The following is a 14,427-nucleotide window of genomic DNA, read 5'->3' as shown; positions in this document are numbered from 1 at the left end:
CTAATTACTCGAACCAGTGGGCTCGGGCGGCCATGATCAACTTGCCGGCACGATCATCGTCAATGCCGTCGATGTCGAGCAGGTCGTCAATAGACTGCTCGGCCAGGTCTTCGCGGGTAATTACGCCGCGCACCGCCAGTTCCATCGCCAAATCCTTGTCCATGCCCTCAAGCGAGAGCAGGTCTTCGGCCGGATGGGCGTCTGCCAGCTTTTCCTCAGTAGCGATGGCTTTGGTCAACAAACGATCCTTGGCGCGAGCGCGAAGCTCGTTGACGGTTTCTTCGTCAAAGCCGTCGATGTTGAGCATTTCTTCCAACGGTACGTAGGCAATCTCTTCCAGGCTGGTGAAACCTTCATCTACCAGCACCTGTGCCAGATCTTCGTCGACTTCCAGCTCGTCGATAAAGTTGCGCAGGATGTCGCCGGTTTCTGCTTGTTGCTTAGCCTGGATGTCCGATTCGGTCATCACGTTCAGGGTCCAGCCAGTCAACTGGCTAGCCAGACGCACGTTCTGACCACCGCGACCGATGGCCTGAGCCAGATTGTCTGCGCCAACGGCGATGTCCATTGCATGGGCATCTTCGTCAACGATAATTGCCGCCACTTCAGCCGGCGACATTGCATTGATCACGAACTGAGCAGGGTTATCGTCCCACAGGACGATGTCCACACGCTCACCGCCCAACTCGCCGGACACTGCCTGGACGCGCGAACCGCGCATACCGATGCAAGCGCCTTGCGGATCGATGCGTTTGTCTTTGGAGCGGACCGCGATCTTGGCACGCGAACCCGGGTCACGGGATGCAGCCATTACTTCGATCAGGCCTTCAGCGATTTCCGGCACTTCGATGCGGAACAACTCGATCAGCATTTCCGGCGCGGTACGCGACAGGATCAGCTGCGGGCCGCGGTTCTCGGTGCGGATTTCCTTGAGCAGCGCACGCAGACGCACGCCAACCCGGAAGGTTTCGCGAGAGATGATGTCTTCACGGGCCAGCAACGCTTCTGCGTTATTGCCCAGGTCGACGATCACATTGTCGCGGGTGACTTTCTTCACGGTGCCGGAGATGATTTCCCCCAGACGCTCGCGATAGGCATCAACGACTTGAGCACGCTCGGCTTCGCGAACTTTCTGCACGATGACTTGCTTGGCAGTCTGTGCAGCAATGCGGCCGAACTCGATGGATTCGATTTTTTCTTCGACAACGTCACCGACCTTGGCGCCAGGATGCGTTTGCGCAACCTTGCTCGGCCAGGTTTCGATCGCCGGATCGTCCAGGTCTGCTTCTTCGACGACCGTCCAGCGACGGAATGTCTCATAAGCACCGGTGTGGCGATTGATTTCCACACGCAGATCGACTTCGTCCTCGAAACGCTTTTTGGTAGCAGTGGCCAGAGCCAGCTCCAGCGCTTCAAAAATTACGTTTGCCGGTACGCCCTTTTCATTGGATACCGACTCAACAACCAGCAGTACTTCTTTGCTCATCGTACGCCTCGCCTTTCGCAAGCCATTGGATCCGCGGGATCCGCGTCTCAGTCAAAACTGGGAATAATGTTGGCCTTGTCGATCATATCGATCGGCAACAGGAACTCATGGTCTTCAACCTGCACCACGACGTCCTGCTCTTCTACACCGCGCAGAAGGCCCTGAAAGTTGCGTCGACCTTCAAAAGGCGAGCGCAGCTTGATCTTCACTTGTTCACCGGCAAATTTTGCAAACTGCTCAAGAGTGAACAGTGGGCGTTCCATGCCAGGCGAGGAAACTTCAAGGGTGTATTCAACGGAAATTGGATCTTCAACATCCAGCACACCGCTGATCTGGCGACTGACGATGGCACAATCGTCCACCAGCACGCCGCCTTCTTTATCGATATAAACGCGCAACATTGAGTGGCGACCTTGAGCCGAAAACTCAATACCCCAGCATTCATAGCCTAGGGCCACGACCACCGGGGCCAGCAAGGCCTGCAACTCTTCTAGCTTGCTCGACACCTGAACCCCCTCGTGCATGTATGTGCATGCTATGCAAAATAAAAAAATGGGCGAAACGCCCATCCTTGAAACGCCGCCGAATAGCGGCGTTGAAAGTGTCCAGCTAACAAAAAGCCCCTGAAAAGGGGCTCCTTAAACTGGTTGCGGGGGCCGGATTTGAACCGACGACCTTCGGGTTATGAGCCCGACGAGCTACCAGACTGCTCCACCCCGCGACAAAGCTGGGGCGGAAGTATACGACCGATCCCTGACAGGGTCAATGTAACCTTCCACCTACAAGAAAGCCCGCAACAGCGGGCTCTCCTGATAATTGGTACCGAGAAGGGGACTCGAACCCCTACACCCTATGGGCACAACCACCTCAAGGTTGCGTGTCTACCAATTCCACCACCTCGGCAATACTACGTTTGAAACTCTTCTTACTTCTGCTCTTGAGCTGGAGGCACGTCAGTCGCTGGAGTAGCCGACTTTTGCTCTTGAAGCACCGGGACATCATCAGAAGCCGGTTTTTGCTTTGGAACTTCCAACACTGCTGGGTTTGGCAAACCTACTTGAGTCAGCTGGTGAGCTTTCTCTTTAGCAAAGTAACCTAACCCCAAGCTGGTCATGAAGAAACCGGCGGCAAGTATAGCAGTAAACTTACTAAGAAAGGTAGAGGTACCTTGGCTTCCGAACACAGTATTTGAAGCACCTGCTCCGAAAGATGCACCAGCGTCCGCACCTTTACCCTGCTGCAGCAATACCAGAGCAACTACGCCCAACGCACCCAGCAGATGAAAAACGACTACGACTGTTTCCAGCATTTTTTCAGTTTCCCGCGGCGCGACAAATCGCACCGAACTCATCTGCATTCAGGGAAGCCCCACCAATGAGCCCCCCATCGATATCCGGCATGCCGAACAGTTCGGCCGCATTGGCCGCCTTCACGCTGCCGCCGTATAGAAGCCGCACACCTTGTGCGACTTCAGAATTCTCTGCCGCCAACTGGGCGCGAATGGCTGCATGCACATCCTGCGCCTGTTGCGGCGAAGCAGTCAGCCCGGTACCAATGGCCCAGACCGGCTCGTAAGCGATTACTGCCTTTGCAAAAGCACCAACACCCAGCTCCTCGATGATGCTGCCCAGCTGACGCCCGACAACCTCAAGAGTTTTTCCAGCTTCGCGCTGCTCGAGGGTTTCCCCTACACACAACACCGGAATCAAGCCACATGCCTGTGCTGCCGCAAATTTGCGATTCAGCGCCCCGTCGAGCTCGCCCATTATCTGGCGGCGCTCAGAGTGCCCGACAAGCACCAGGGAACAACCTGCATCCACCAACTGACTCGGTGAAATTTCACCTGTCAACGCACCCTGCCCGGATTCAATCGCAGAGTTCTGCGCGCCGACCGAAATCGACTTCCCTTGCAAACCATCAATCACTTGATTGATATACAAGCAAGGCGGGAACACCGCGACATCAACACCGCTCGGCAAGGCCAGATGACGAAGGCCGTCGATCAGCTCAGCGACGCTGGCGCGGGTACCGTGCATCTTCCAGTTACCAGCTACCATAGGGCGACGCATGCTGTACCTCGTCGGTCAAAGTGGGCGCAGATGTTACCCAACACAATCATGGCTGGCAAGCCGAAATCAGGCAGAAACTTCAGTTACCAGTTTTGCCAGCTCTTCGGCGTAATCGCGAACCTGCGTTTCGTCCTCGCCTTCGACCATGACACGCACCAGCGGCTCTGTCCCGGACTTGCGCAACAACACGCGCCCGCGGCCCGCCATCGCTTGAGTGACACGATCACTGGCCTCCTTGACGGTCGGATGCTCGAGCGGGCTCACACCACCGCCAAACCGCACATTGATCAACACCTGAGGGCACTTGCGCAACGCCTGACGCGACTGAGCCAGGCCTTCTGCGCGCCGTTTCAGCGCCATCAAGACCTGCAACGCAGCAATGATCGCATCCCCGGTAGTGGTGTGACTGAAGCAGACAATGTGCCCCGAGTTTTCACCGCCCACCAGCCAATCGCGCTCCAGCAACTCGGAGATGACGTAACGGTCACCAACGTTGGCCCGCACAAAAGGAATCGCCAGATCCGCCAGGGCCAACTCCAGCCCCAGGTTACTCATCAGCGTACCGACCACACCGCCCTGCAACTTGCCACGCTCTTGCAGATCGCGAGCGATGATGAACAGCAGCTCGTCACCATCGACGACAGCACCGGTGTGATCAACCATCTGCACCCGATCACCGTCACCGTCGAAGGCGATACCCAAATCGGCGCGCTCGGCCAGCACGGCCGCTTGCAGCGGCGCCATATGGGTCGAACCGCAATTATCATTGATGTTCAGGCCGTTGGGATGAGCAGAAAGCACAACGACATCAGCCCCCAACTCACGGAACACGCTAGGCGCCACTTTATAAGTCGCGCCGTGAGCACAATCGAGCACGATCTTCAGGCCGGCAAAACTGGTGCCGGTGGGAACGCTACTCTTGCAGAATTCGATATAACGGCCCGAGGCATCGTTGATTCGCGACACTTTGCCGATCTTGCTCGACTCAACCACGGTCATCGGGGTGTCCAGCAGCTCTTCGATCATCAGCTCGACTTCATCCGGGAGCTTGGTGCCCTTACCAGAGAAAAACTTGATACCGTTGTCGTCATGAGGGTTATGCGAAGCGCTGATCACGATGCCGGCTTCGGCGTGAAAGGTCCGCGTCAAATAGGCGATGGCCGGAGTCGGCATTGGCCCCAACAGCATCACATCTGCACCGGCCGAGGTCAGCCCAGCCTCAAGCGCCGACTCGAACATGTAACCGGAGATACGGGTGTCCTTGCCCACGAGCACCTTGCAGGCGCCCATGCTGCGAAATGCCATGCCTGCCGCCCAGCCAAGCTTGAGCATGAAATCAGGAGTGATAGGGTATTGACCGACCCGACCACGAATGCCGTCGGTGCCAAAGTATTTCTTACTCATAAGTACTCCATCTTTCTTATTCAGCTGATTCTACGGCGGCAATCATCCGCACCACGTCGACCGTTTCCGCTACATCATGGACGCGCAATATACGCGCACCTTTGACCGAAGCCAGCGCCGCAAGTGCCAGACCACCATGCAGACGCTCTCCCACAGGTCGATTCAAGGCCTGGCCGATCATGCTCTTTCGCGAAACACCGACCAACAGAGGCCGCCCCAAAGCATGCAGGGCCTCCATATGCTTAAACAAACTTAGATTGTGCTGCAGGGTTTTCGCGAAGCCGAAGCCCGGATCAAGAATGATCCGCTCAGCAGGGATACCTACCGAGGCACACTGAACCATGCGCTCGGCAAGAAACTCGCCGACCTCTTTCGTAACATCCTGGTACTGAGGGTTGTCCTGCATGTCGCCCGGCTCGCCGAGCATATGCATCAGGCACACCGGCAAACCGGTGGCCGCCGCTGCATCCAGAGCACCATCTCGACGCAACGAGCGTACGTCATTGATCAACCCCGCCCCCAGCCTTGCGGTTTCACGCATGACGGCAGGCGTGGAGGTATCGACCGAGATAATCACATCCAGTTCGCGACTGATGCGCTCAACGATAGGCGCTACGCGCTCTAGCTCTTCAAGCGGCGAAACGGCCCTGGCACCGGGCCGGGTCGATTCACCACCGACGTCGATCAGCGTCGCACCGGCCGCCACCATCGCCTCGGCGTGGCGCAGGGCCGCGTCCAGCTGGCTGTATCGGCCGCCATCGGAAAAGGAATCGGGAGTGACATTGAGAATGCCCATGACATGCGTCTGGGCCAAATCAAGAACCCGGTTGCCGCAAGGCAACCGGGTCGAGGACTGAACAGAAGTCATTTCAAACCTTAAACGTCAGCAGCCGGGCCGCCGATAGGTGTTTCCGGACGCCCATCCTGCACCACTGGAGGCGTGCCGGAAGTGTCGTTGCCGCCAGACCAGTCGCGAGGTTCGCGAGGCGTACGACCCGCCATGATGTCATCGATCTGATCGGCATCGATCGTCTCGTACTTCATCAGGGCATCCGCCATCGCATCAAGCTTGTCACGGTTATCCGTAAGGATCTGCTTGGCCGTGCCATAGCACTGGTCAATGATGCTGCGCACTTCGGAGTCGATCAGCTTGGCCGTCTCGCCAGAGAAACTGGCATGCTGACCACCGCCGCCACGACCGAGGAACACTTCGCCCTCTTCTTCGGCGTACATCAATGGACCGAGTTTTTCCGACAACCCCCACTTGGTCACCATGTTTCGTGCTATCTGGCTGGCACGCATGATGTCGTTGGACGCACCGGTGGTGACGCCATCGAAGCCCAGGGTCATCTCTTCAGCGATACGACCGCCGTACAGCGAGCAGATCTGGCTGATCAGTGCACGCTTGGACAGACTGTAGCGATCTTCTTCCGGCAGGAACATGGTCACACCAAGTGCGCGACCGCGCGGAATGATCGACACTTTGTAGACCGGGTCATGCTCAGGCACGACGCGACCGACGATAGCGTGGCCGGCTTCGTGATAAGCAGTGTTCTGCTTTTCTTTCTCGGACATGACCATGGATTTGCGCTCGGCCCCCATCATGATCTTGTCTTTGGCCAGTTCGAACTCTTTCATCTCGACGATGCGCTTGCCGGCACGAGCCGCAAACAACGAAGCCTCGTTCACCAGGTTGGCCAGGTCGGCACCGGAGAAACCAGGAGTACCACGAGCGATCACGGCCGGAGCGACGTCGTCACCCATCGGCACTTTGCGCATGTGGACCTTGAGAATCTGCTCGCGTCCACGGATGTCCGGCAGGCCAACCACGACTTGACGGTCGAAGCGGCCCGGACGCAGCAACGCAGGGTCCAGTACGTCCGGACGGTTGGTCGCGGCGATGACGATGATGCCGTCATTCATTTCGAAGCCGTCCATCTCTACCAGCAACTGGTTGAGGGTCTGCTCGCGCTCATCGTGACCACCACCCATGCCGGCACCACGGTGGCGACCGACGGCGTCGATTTCATCGATGAAGATGATGCATGGCGCATGCTTCTTCGCCTGCTCGAACATGTCACGGACACGGCTGGCACCGACGCCGACGAACATTTCGACGAAATCGGAACCGGAAATAGTAAAGAACGGTACTTTGGCTTCGCCGGCAATCGCCTTGGCCAGCAAGGTTTTACCTGTACCCGGAGGACCAACCATCAGCACGCCGCGAGGAATGCGACCGCCCAGGCGCTGGAACTTGCCCGGATCACGCAGGAACTCGACCAGCTCGCCGACTTCTTCCTTGGCTTCGTCACAACCTGCAACGTCAGCCAGGGTGGTTTTCACCTGATCTTCGGAGAGCAGGCGCGCCTTGCTCTTGCCGAAACTCATCGGCCCACCCTTGCCACCGGCACCGCCCTGCATCTGCCGCATGAAGAACATGAAGACGGCGATGATCACCAGGATCGGGAAGCTTGCGACCAGGAGTTGAGTCCAGATACTTTGCTGCTCAGGTTGCTTGCCTTCGACCACAACGTGGTTATCCACGAGGTCGCCGATCAGACCGTTGTCCTGGATTGCCGGACGGATGGTCTTGAAGCTGTCGCCATCGTTGCGCTTGCCTGTAATCACGTAGCCATCAACCGCTACGCGCTCGACCTTGCCATCCTTGACCTGCTGGATGAAGTCGGAATAGTTGAGGGTCTGCGGCTCGTTAGGGCTGGAGAAGTTGTTCATCACCGTCACCAGGACAGCTGCGATGATCAACCACAGGATCAGATTCTTTGCCATATCGTTCAATTAACTACCCTCTGAAGCAAGCTCCGCTAATGGCGCGCGCTTCGCATGATATTCACCGGCCTAACTTACTACATTACCTACGGCTCTGGCAGGCGCCGTCTGTAACCCTTTGTGAAACACTTTCTACACAATATTCGCTAATGCACGCGGGGCGAAATATGAAAAACCTATCACCCCGCCAAAAAACCTCGTTTTACTCACTACGCCCGCGGTAACCCCAAGCCAACATGTATTGCTCGCGGGAACTGTCACGGGAAGAGTCTGGCTTGATCATCTGGATCTTGTCGAATTTCCGACGAGCATCCTTCAGGTAAACATCAAACCCTTCGCCCTGAAAAATCTTGATCACAAAATTACCACCCGGCTTGAGTATCCGTTCCGCCAAATCAAGCGCCAGCTCGCAAAGAAACATGGCTTTTGGCATGTCCACTTCAGGCGTACCACTCATATTGGGGGCCATATCGGAAATCACAAGGTCCACCTGCGAATTACCCACAGCTTCAAGGATCCGCGTGAGCACTTCGTCCTCGGTGAAGTCCCCCTGAATGAAAGTCACGTCCGGAATGCTGTCCATTTCCAGAATGTCCGAGGCAATCAGTCGCCCCTGACCACCAATCAGACGACTAGTCACCTGCGACCATCCGCCGGGCGCCGCACCCAGGTCGACAACGCTCATGCCGGGACGGATCAGCTTGTATTTCTCCTGGACCTCCAGAAGTTTGTAACTCGCACGCGAGCGGTAGCCATCCTTTTGCGCCTGCTTCACATAGGGATCGTTGACATGTCTTTTCAGCCAACCAAGGCTTGTCTTGGAACGCGCCATTGGGCACCTCGATGATAAGGGTCGTGATTAATTGGGCGGATCCACGAGCCCTCGGGTAAAATGGCCGCCATTTTACAGAATCCAGACGAAAGGGTCAGATTATGCCGCTCACTCAAGAGCAGAAGAAACAGTACAAGTCCATTGGCCACCATCTGAAACCAGTTTTGATTGTGGCTGACAACGGCTTGACTGAAGGTGTGTTAGCCGAACTTGAACGCGCTTTGGCGGATCACGAGCTGATCAAAATCAAGCTCAACATCCTCGATCGCGAATCGCGCCTGGCAGCCATTGCAGAACTCTGCAAGGCCGGCAAAGCCGATCTGGTTCAGGTCATCGGCAAGATGGCACTGATTTATCGCAAGAACTTCAGCGTCAACAAGCAGTTGTCGAACGTCCATCGCTTCAAGTGATGGCAAGGGTCAAGGGTGTGCTTCGCGCACCCTGACACTCCATCCAGGCACCGGCTGCATCACCAGCACCAGCCCGGAAAACCCCAGGACAAGATAGCTGAACAACTGCCAATGCAGCGCCTGCGGCCAACCGAAGCGTACTGCGAAATACATCGCGCACCCATACAGCGCCATCAGCAGCAGTTGCCCGCGAATATCCCGCCATAGACTGGCAAGACCCTCGGCCTGTACCAGCACCAAAGCCTGAAAAATCACACTCGCTGTGGCGAATCCCACCATCAGCGTATTCAGCGCACCTGCAATTTCGTCGATCAGCAGCGGCGCCAGGCCTATTTGCCCCAGCACCGGCAGCAGACCGATGTGCAACAACCACAAGCCGCCAACCCAGAGCATCTGGGTCAGCTGCCAAAGCATGGCACCCGCACGTAGCGGGCGCCTTCTTTCAGATGTGGCGAACTTCGACAATCTCATACTCGATAACGCCACCCGGCGTTTTGACCGCCACCACATCACCCTCTTCCTTGGCGATCAAGGCACGGGCGATCGGCGAACCGACGGAGATCTTGCCGAGCTTGATGTCTGCTTCATCCTCACCAACGATCTGGTAAGTCACGCTTTCATCGGTCTCGACATTGGCGATTTCGACGGTGGTGCCGAAAATCACCTTGCCGGTGTGCTCGATGGTCGTTACGTCGATGACCACAGCGTTTTGCATGCGGCCTTCAATGTCACGAATCCGCGCCTCGACCATCCCCTGCTGCTCGCGAGCAGCGTGGTATTCGGCGTTTTCCTTCAAGTCACCCAACTCACGGGCCGTACCGATGTCCTGACTGAGTTTCGGACGAACGACCTTGGTCAGATGAGCGTGTTCTTCTTCCAGGGCTTTAGCGCCCTTGACGGTCATTGGGTATTTGATCATGCCTTCAATCCTGCGTGTAGATCCTGCAAGCGGCGCACGGTCTTCTCAGGACCGAACTTCAACGCTTCGCAGATAGCTTCGCCAGCAGCAATAGTAGTGGTGCAGTAGATCTTGTGCTGCAAGGCATTACGACGAATGGAGTAGGAATCAGCGATCGACTGACGACCTTCGGTGGTGTTGATGATCAGAGTGACTTCGTCATTCTTGATCATGTCGACCACGTGCGGACGACCCTCGGTCACCTTGTTCACACGACGCACTTTCAGGCCTGCAGCTTCGATCAGCTTGGCAGTACCGGCAGTGGCGACCACTTCGAAGCCCAAGTTGATCAGATCACGGGCCACGCCTGCAACCAGCGGCTTGTCATCGTCGCGCACGCTGATGAACGCGGTACCACCGGTTGGCAGCACTTCACTGGCGCCCATCTGAGCCTTGGCAAAGGCTTCGCCGAAGGTGTCGCCCACGCCCATCACTTCACCGGTGGACTTCATCTCTGGGCCCAGGATCGGGTCCACGCCAGGGAATTTGGCGAATGGGAACACTGCCTCTTTCACGCTGTAGAAGTTCGGAATGATTTCTTTGGTGAAGCCGATTTCCTTCAGGGTTTTACCGGCCATCACGCGAGCCGCGACCATCGCCAGGGACACACCGATGCACTTGGAGACGAACGGTACGGTACGGGATGCACGCGGGTTGACTTCGATGACGTAGATGTCTTCGCCTTGCAGCGCCAACTGAACGTTCATCAGGCCGACCACGCCCAGTTCCAGGGCCATTTTCTTGACCTGTTCGCGCATCTCGTCCTGGATATGTGCAGGCAGCGAATACGGCGGCAGGGAGCACGCGGAGTCACCGGAGTGAACGCCGGCCTGCTCAATGTGCTGCATGATCGCGCCGATCACCACGTCGGTGCCGTCGCAGACCGCATCCACGTCCATTTCGATCGCGCAGTTGAGGAAGTGGTCCAGCAGCACCGGGCTGTCGTTGGACACTTGAACCGCTTCACGCAGGTAGCGCTTGAGTTCTTCCTCTTCGTAAACGATTTCCATCGCACGCCCGCCCAGTACGTAGGACGGACGAACCACCAGCGGGTAACCGATTTTGGCGGCAGCACGAATCGCTTCATCTTCGCTGCGCACGGTGGCGTTAGGCGGCTGACGCAGGTTCAGACGCTCAACCATCTGCTGGAAGCGCTCACGGTCTTCGGCGCGGTCGATGGCGTCAGGACTGGTGCCGATGATCGGCACGCCGGCGGCTTCCAGGGCACGGGCCAGTTTCAGCGGGGTCTGACCGCCGTACTGAACGATCACGCCTTTTGGCTTCTCGACGCGGACGATTTCCAGCACGTCTTCCAGGGTCACTGGTTCGAAGTACAGACGATCGGAGGTGTCGTAGTCGGTGGAAACGGTTTCCGGGTTGCAGTTGACCATGATGGTCTCGTACCCGTCATCGCGCAGGGCCAGTGCTGCGTGTACGCAGCAATAGTCGAACTCGATGCCCTGGCCGATGCGGTTTGGACCGCCACCCAGGATCATGATCTTGTCACGGCCCGACGGCGCAGCTTCGCACTCTTCCTCGTAAGTCGAGTACAGGTACGCGGTGTCGGTGGCGAACTCGGCGGCGCAGGTGTCGACGCGCTTGTAGACCGGGAACACTTCCAGCTTGTGACGATGGGTACGCAGGTTCTTCTCGGTGACGCCCAGCAGCTTGGCCAGACGTTGATCGGAGAAGCCTTTACGCTTGAGGCGGAACATCAGGTCGCGGTCGATAGCGGACAGACCCAGGGTCTTGACCTTCTCTTCTTCCTTGATCAGATCTTCGATCTGCACCAGGAACCACGGGTCGATCATGTTCATGCCGAAGATGTCTTCGACCGACAGGCCCGCGCGGAACGCGTCAGCCACGTACCAGATACGCTCGGCACCCGGCACGGTCAGTTCGCGCTTGAGGATGCTCATGCTTTCCGGGTTGCTCAGGTCGAGCTTCTCGTCCAGGCCGCAAACACCCACTTCCAGACCGCGCAGAGCTTTCTGCAGGGATTCCTGGAAGGTCCGGCCGATGGCCATGACCTCACCGACCGACTTCATTTGAGTGGTCAGGCGTGCGTCGGCTTTCGGGAATTTCTCGAAGGCAAAGCGTGGCAGTTTGGTGACGACGTAGTCGATGGACGGCTCGAAGGACGCCGGGGTCTTGCCGCCGGTGATGTCGTTCGACAGTTCGTCGAGGGTGTAACCGACGGCCAGTTTCGCCGCGACCTTGGCGATCGGGAAACCGGTGGCTTTCGATGCCAGGGCCGAGGAACGGGATACCCGCGGGTTCATCTCGATGACCACCATGCGACCAGTGTTCGGGCAGATGCCGAACTGGACGTTGGAGCCGCCGGTTTCCACGCCGATCTCGCGCAGTACCGCCAGAGAGGCGTTACGCAGGATCTGGTATTCCTTGTCGGTCAGGGTCTGTGCGGGTGCAACCGTGATCGAGTCACCGGTGTGCACGCCCATCGGGTCGAAGTTTTCGATGGAGCAGACGATGATGCAGTTGTCCTTTTTATCGCGGACAACTTCCATCTCGTATTCTTTCCAGCCAATCAGCGATTCGTCGATCAGCAGCTCTTTGGTCGGCGACAGATCCAGACCGCGGGCGCAGATTTCTTCGAATTCTTCACGGTTGTAAGCGATACCGCCACCGGTGCCGCCCATGGTGAAGGACGGACGAATGATGCACGGGAAGCCCAGACGATCGAGAACCGCGTTGGCCTCTTCCATGCTATGGGCGATACCCGAACGCGGGCAGTCCAGACCGATGGATTTCATCGCCTTGTCGAAGCGCGAACGGTCTTCAGCCTTGTCGATGGTGTCAGCGTTGGCGCCGATCATCTCTACGCCGAACTTCTCCAGAACGCCTTCGCGCTCCAGGTCCAGGGCGCAGTTCAGGGCGGTCTGGCCACCCATGGTCGGCAGCAGCGCGTCCGGACGCTCTTTCTCGATGATCTTGGCAACGGTCTGCCACTTGATCGGTTCGATGTAGGTGGCGTCGGCCATGGCCGGGTCGGTCATGATGGTCGCCGGGTTGGAGTTCACCAGGATGACGCGGTAACCCTCCTCGCGCAGGGCTTTACAGGCCTGGGCGCCGGAGTAGTCGAATTCGCAGGCCTGGCCGATCACGATCGGGCCAGCGCCGAGAATCAGGATGCTTTTAATGTCTGTACGTTTTGGCATGGGTTGTCACTCAAATCCGCAGGTCAGTCGGCAAGCCGTCTTGTTCAATCTCTGAAGCCTTGAGGGGGCCGCCGGTTTCGGGACCGCCCCCAAGCTTCGCTACATCAGGGCGAGCGATCAGCGTCGCTTGGCCATTTCGTTGATGAAGCGATCAAACAGTGGCGCTACGTCGTTCGGGCCAGGGCTGGCTTCAGGGTGACCCTGGAAGCTGAAGGCGCTCTTGTCGGTACGCTCGATACCTTGCAGGGTGCCGTCGAACAGCGATTTGTGGATCGCCCGAACGTTGCCTGGCAGGGTCGCTTCGTCTACCGCAAAACCGTGGTTCTGGCTGGTGATCATCACCACACCGCTGTCCAGATCCTGAACCGGGTGGTTTGCACCGTGGTGGCCGTGGCCCATTTTCAGGGTCTTGGCGCCGGAGGCCAGAGCCAGCAGTTGGTGGCCGAGGCAGATACCGAATACCGGGATCTCGGTTTCCAGCACGTCTTTAATGGCCTGGATCGCGTAGTCGCATGGCTCAGGGTCACCCGGGCCGTTGGACAGGAACACGCCGTCCGGCTTCAGAGCCAGAACGTCAGCCGCCGGCGTTTGAGCTGGCACCACGGTCACGCGGCAACCGCGCTCGACCAGCATGCGCAGGATGTTCAGCTTGACGCCGTAGTCGTAGGCAACCACATGGTATGGCAGATCGGAAGCGTCGATGGTCGCGTGGCTGTCGGTCTTCAAGTCCCAGACAGTCGAGCGCCACTCGTACTTCTCTTTGGTGCTGACGACTTTCGCCAGGTCCATGCCCTTGAGGCCAGGGAAGCCCTGGGCAGCGGCGATGGCGGCTTCTTCGGAAATGTTGTCACCGGCCATGATGCAGCCGTTCTGCGCGCCTTTCTCACGCAGGATGCGTGTCAGGCGGCGAGTGTCGATACCGGCGATAGCCACGACATTATTGGCTTTCAGGTAGTCGGACAGAGACATCGTGTTGCGCCAGTTGCTCGCAACCAGTGGCAGGTCACGGATGACCAGGCCAGCGGACCAGACGCGATCGGACTCGGCGTCTTCCGGCGTAGTACCAGTGTTGCCGATGTGCGGGTAAGTCAGGGTAACGATCTGTTGGGCGTAGGAAGGATCGGTAAGGATTTCCTGATAGCCGGTCATTGCGGTGTTGAACACCACCTCACCAACGGTTTGTCCGTCGGCTCCAATGGCTTCGCCGCGAAAAATGCTGCCATCAGCAAGGGCGAGTATGGCTGGCTTAGTCAAGAAGACCTCCCGTAAATAAAGCCTGAAAGGGCGATCGCAGGTTGTAAA

General features: G+C 57.7%; 13 protein-coding genes and 2 tRNA genes. 1 reads left to right on the top strand and 14 read right to left on the bottom strand.

The window, feature by feature from the left end; all coding sequences use genetic code 11:
- Positions 1–4: 4 nt before the first annotated feature.
- From nusA to rlmE, 10 genes are all read right to left on the bottom strand, one after another.
- Positions 5–1,486, bottom strand: a complete 1,482-nt coding sequence (nusA, locus tag AC07VO_RS20565) for a transcription termination factor NusA (RefSeq protein WP_007933547.1) — start codon at positions 1,484–1,486, stop codon at positions 5–7.
- 47 nt (positions 1,487–1,533) lie between these two features.
- On the bottom strand, positions 1,534–1,992 hold the full coding sequence (rimP, locus tag AC07VO_RS20560; protein WP_007973115.1) for a ribosome maturation factor RimP: 459 nt from the start codon (positions 1,990–1,992) through the stop codon (positions 1,534–1,536).
- Positions 1,993–2,130: 138 nt separating this feature from the next.
- Positions 2,131–2,207: transfer RNA gene (locus AC07VO_RS20555), tRNA-Met, on the bottom strand.
- Positions 2,208–2,303: 96 nt separating this feature from the next.
- Positions 2,304–2,389 (bottom strand) — tRNA-Leu (locus tag AC07VO_RS20550).
- A 22-nt stretch (positions 2,390–2,411) separates the two neighbouring features.
- Positions 2,412–2,795 (bottom strand): preprotein translocase subunit SecG, encoded by a 384-nt coding sequence (gene secG, locus AC07VO_RS20545; RefSeq protein ID WP_018929487.1) that lies wholly within the window; start codon positions 2,793–2,795, stop codon positions 2,412–2,414.
- A 4-nt stretch (positions 2,796–2,799) separates the two neighbouring features.
- Positions 2,800–3,555, bottom strand: a complete 756-nt coding sequence (gene tpiA / locus AC07VO_RS20540) for a triose-phosphate isomerase (RefSeq protein ID WP_086945986.1) — start codon at positions 3,553–3,555, stop codon at positions 2,800–2,802.
- A 66-nt stretch (positions 3,556–3,621) separates the two neighbouring features.
- A complete protein-coding gene (glmM, locus tag AC07VO_RS20535; protein ID WP_018929485.1) occupies positions 3,622–4,959 on the bottom strand; it encodes a phosphoglucosamine mutase in 1,338 nt (445 codons plus the stop codon).
- Between the two features lie 16 nt (positions 4,960–4,975).
- Positions 4,976–5,827: a dihydropteroate synthase gene (folP, locus tag AC07VO_RS20530; protein ID WP_019582454.1), complete on the bottom strand. Its 852-nt coding sequence runs from the start codon at positions 5,825–5,827 to the stop codon at positions 4,976–4,978.
- Positions 5,828–5,835: 8 nt separating this feature from the next.
- Positions 5,836–7,746 carry an ATP-dependent zinc metalloprotease FtsH gene (ftsH, locus tag AC07VO_RS20525; RefSeq protein ID WP_018929483.1) on the bottom strand — a complete coding sequence of 637 codons (1,911 nt, stop codon included), beginning with the start codon at positions 7,744–7,746 and terminating at the stop codon, positions 5,836–5,838.
- 202 nt (positions 7,747–7,948) lie between these two features.
- Complete coding sequence (gene rlmE / locus AC07VO_RS20520; protein WP_007933535.1) at positions 7,949–8,578, bottom strand: 23S rRNA (uridine(2552)-2'-O)-methyltransferase RlmE; 630 nt, start codon at positions 8,576–8,578, stop codon at positions 7,949–7,951.
- Between the two features lie 101 nt (positions 8,579–8,679).
- Between rlmE and AC07VO_RS20515 the strand changes: the two genes are divergently transcribed.
- Positions 8,680–8,988, top strand: a complete 309-nt coding sequence (locus tag AC07VO_RS20515) for a YhbY family RNA-binding protein (RefSeq protein WP_007900503.1) — start codon at positions 8,680–8,682, stop codon at positions 8,986–8,988.
- A gap of 9 nt (positions 8,989–8,997) precedes the next feature.
- Here the strand turns inward: AC07VO_RS20515 and AC07VO_RS20510 are convergent, their stop codons facing one another.
- The 4 genes from AC07VO_RS20510 to carA all read right to left on the bottom strand — a co-directional run bounded on the left by AC07VO_RS20510 (position 8,998) and on the right by carA (position 14,379).
- Positions 8,998–9,402, bottom strand: a complete 405-nt coding sequence (locus tag AC07VO_RS20510) for a hypothetical protein (protein ID WP_007933533.1) — start codon at positions 9,400–9,402, stop codon at positions 8,998–9,000.
- Positions 9,403–9,430: 28 nt separating this feature from the next.
- Complete coding sequence (greA, locus tag AC07VO_RS20505) at positions 9,431–9,907, bottom strand: transcription elongation factor GreA (protein ID WP_018929481.1); 477 nt, start codon at positions 9,905–9,907, stop codon at positions 9,431–9,433.
- Complete coding sequence (carB, locus tag AC07VO_RS20500; RefSeq protein WP_018929480.1) at positions 9,904–13,125, bottom strand: carbamoyl-phosphate synthase large subunit; 3,222 nt, start codon at positions 13,123–13,125, stop codon at positions 9,904–9,906. Before carB ends, greA begins: the two co-directional genes overlap by 4 nt.
- 117 nt (positions 13,126–13,242) lie before the next feature.
- Positions 13,243–14,379 (bottom strand): glutamine-hydrolyzing carbamoyl-phosphate synthase small subunit, encoded by a 1,137-nt coding sequence (gene carA, locus AC07VO_RS20495; protein ID WP_018929479.1) that lies wholly within the window; start codon positions 14,377–14,379, stop codon positions 13,243–13,245.
- Positions 14,380–14,427 lie beyond the last annotated feature (48 nt).

This window comes from Pseudomonas sp. GW821-FHT03E01, from assembly GCF_059420765.1.
This window is presented reverse-complemented; position numbering and strand designations above follow the sequence as displayed.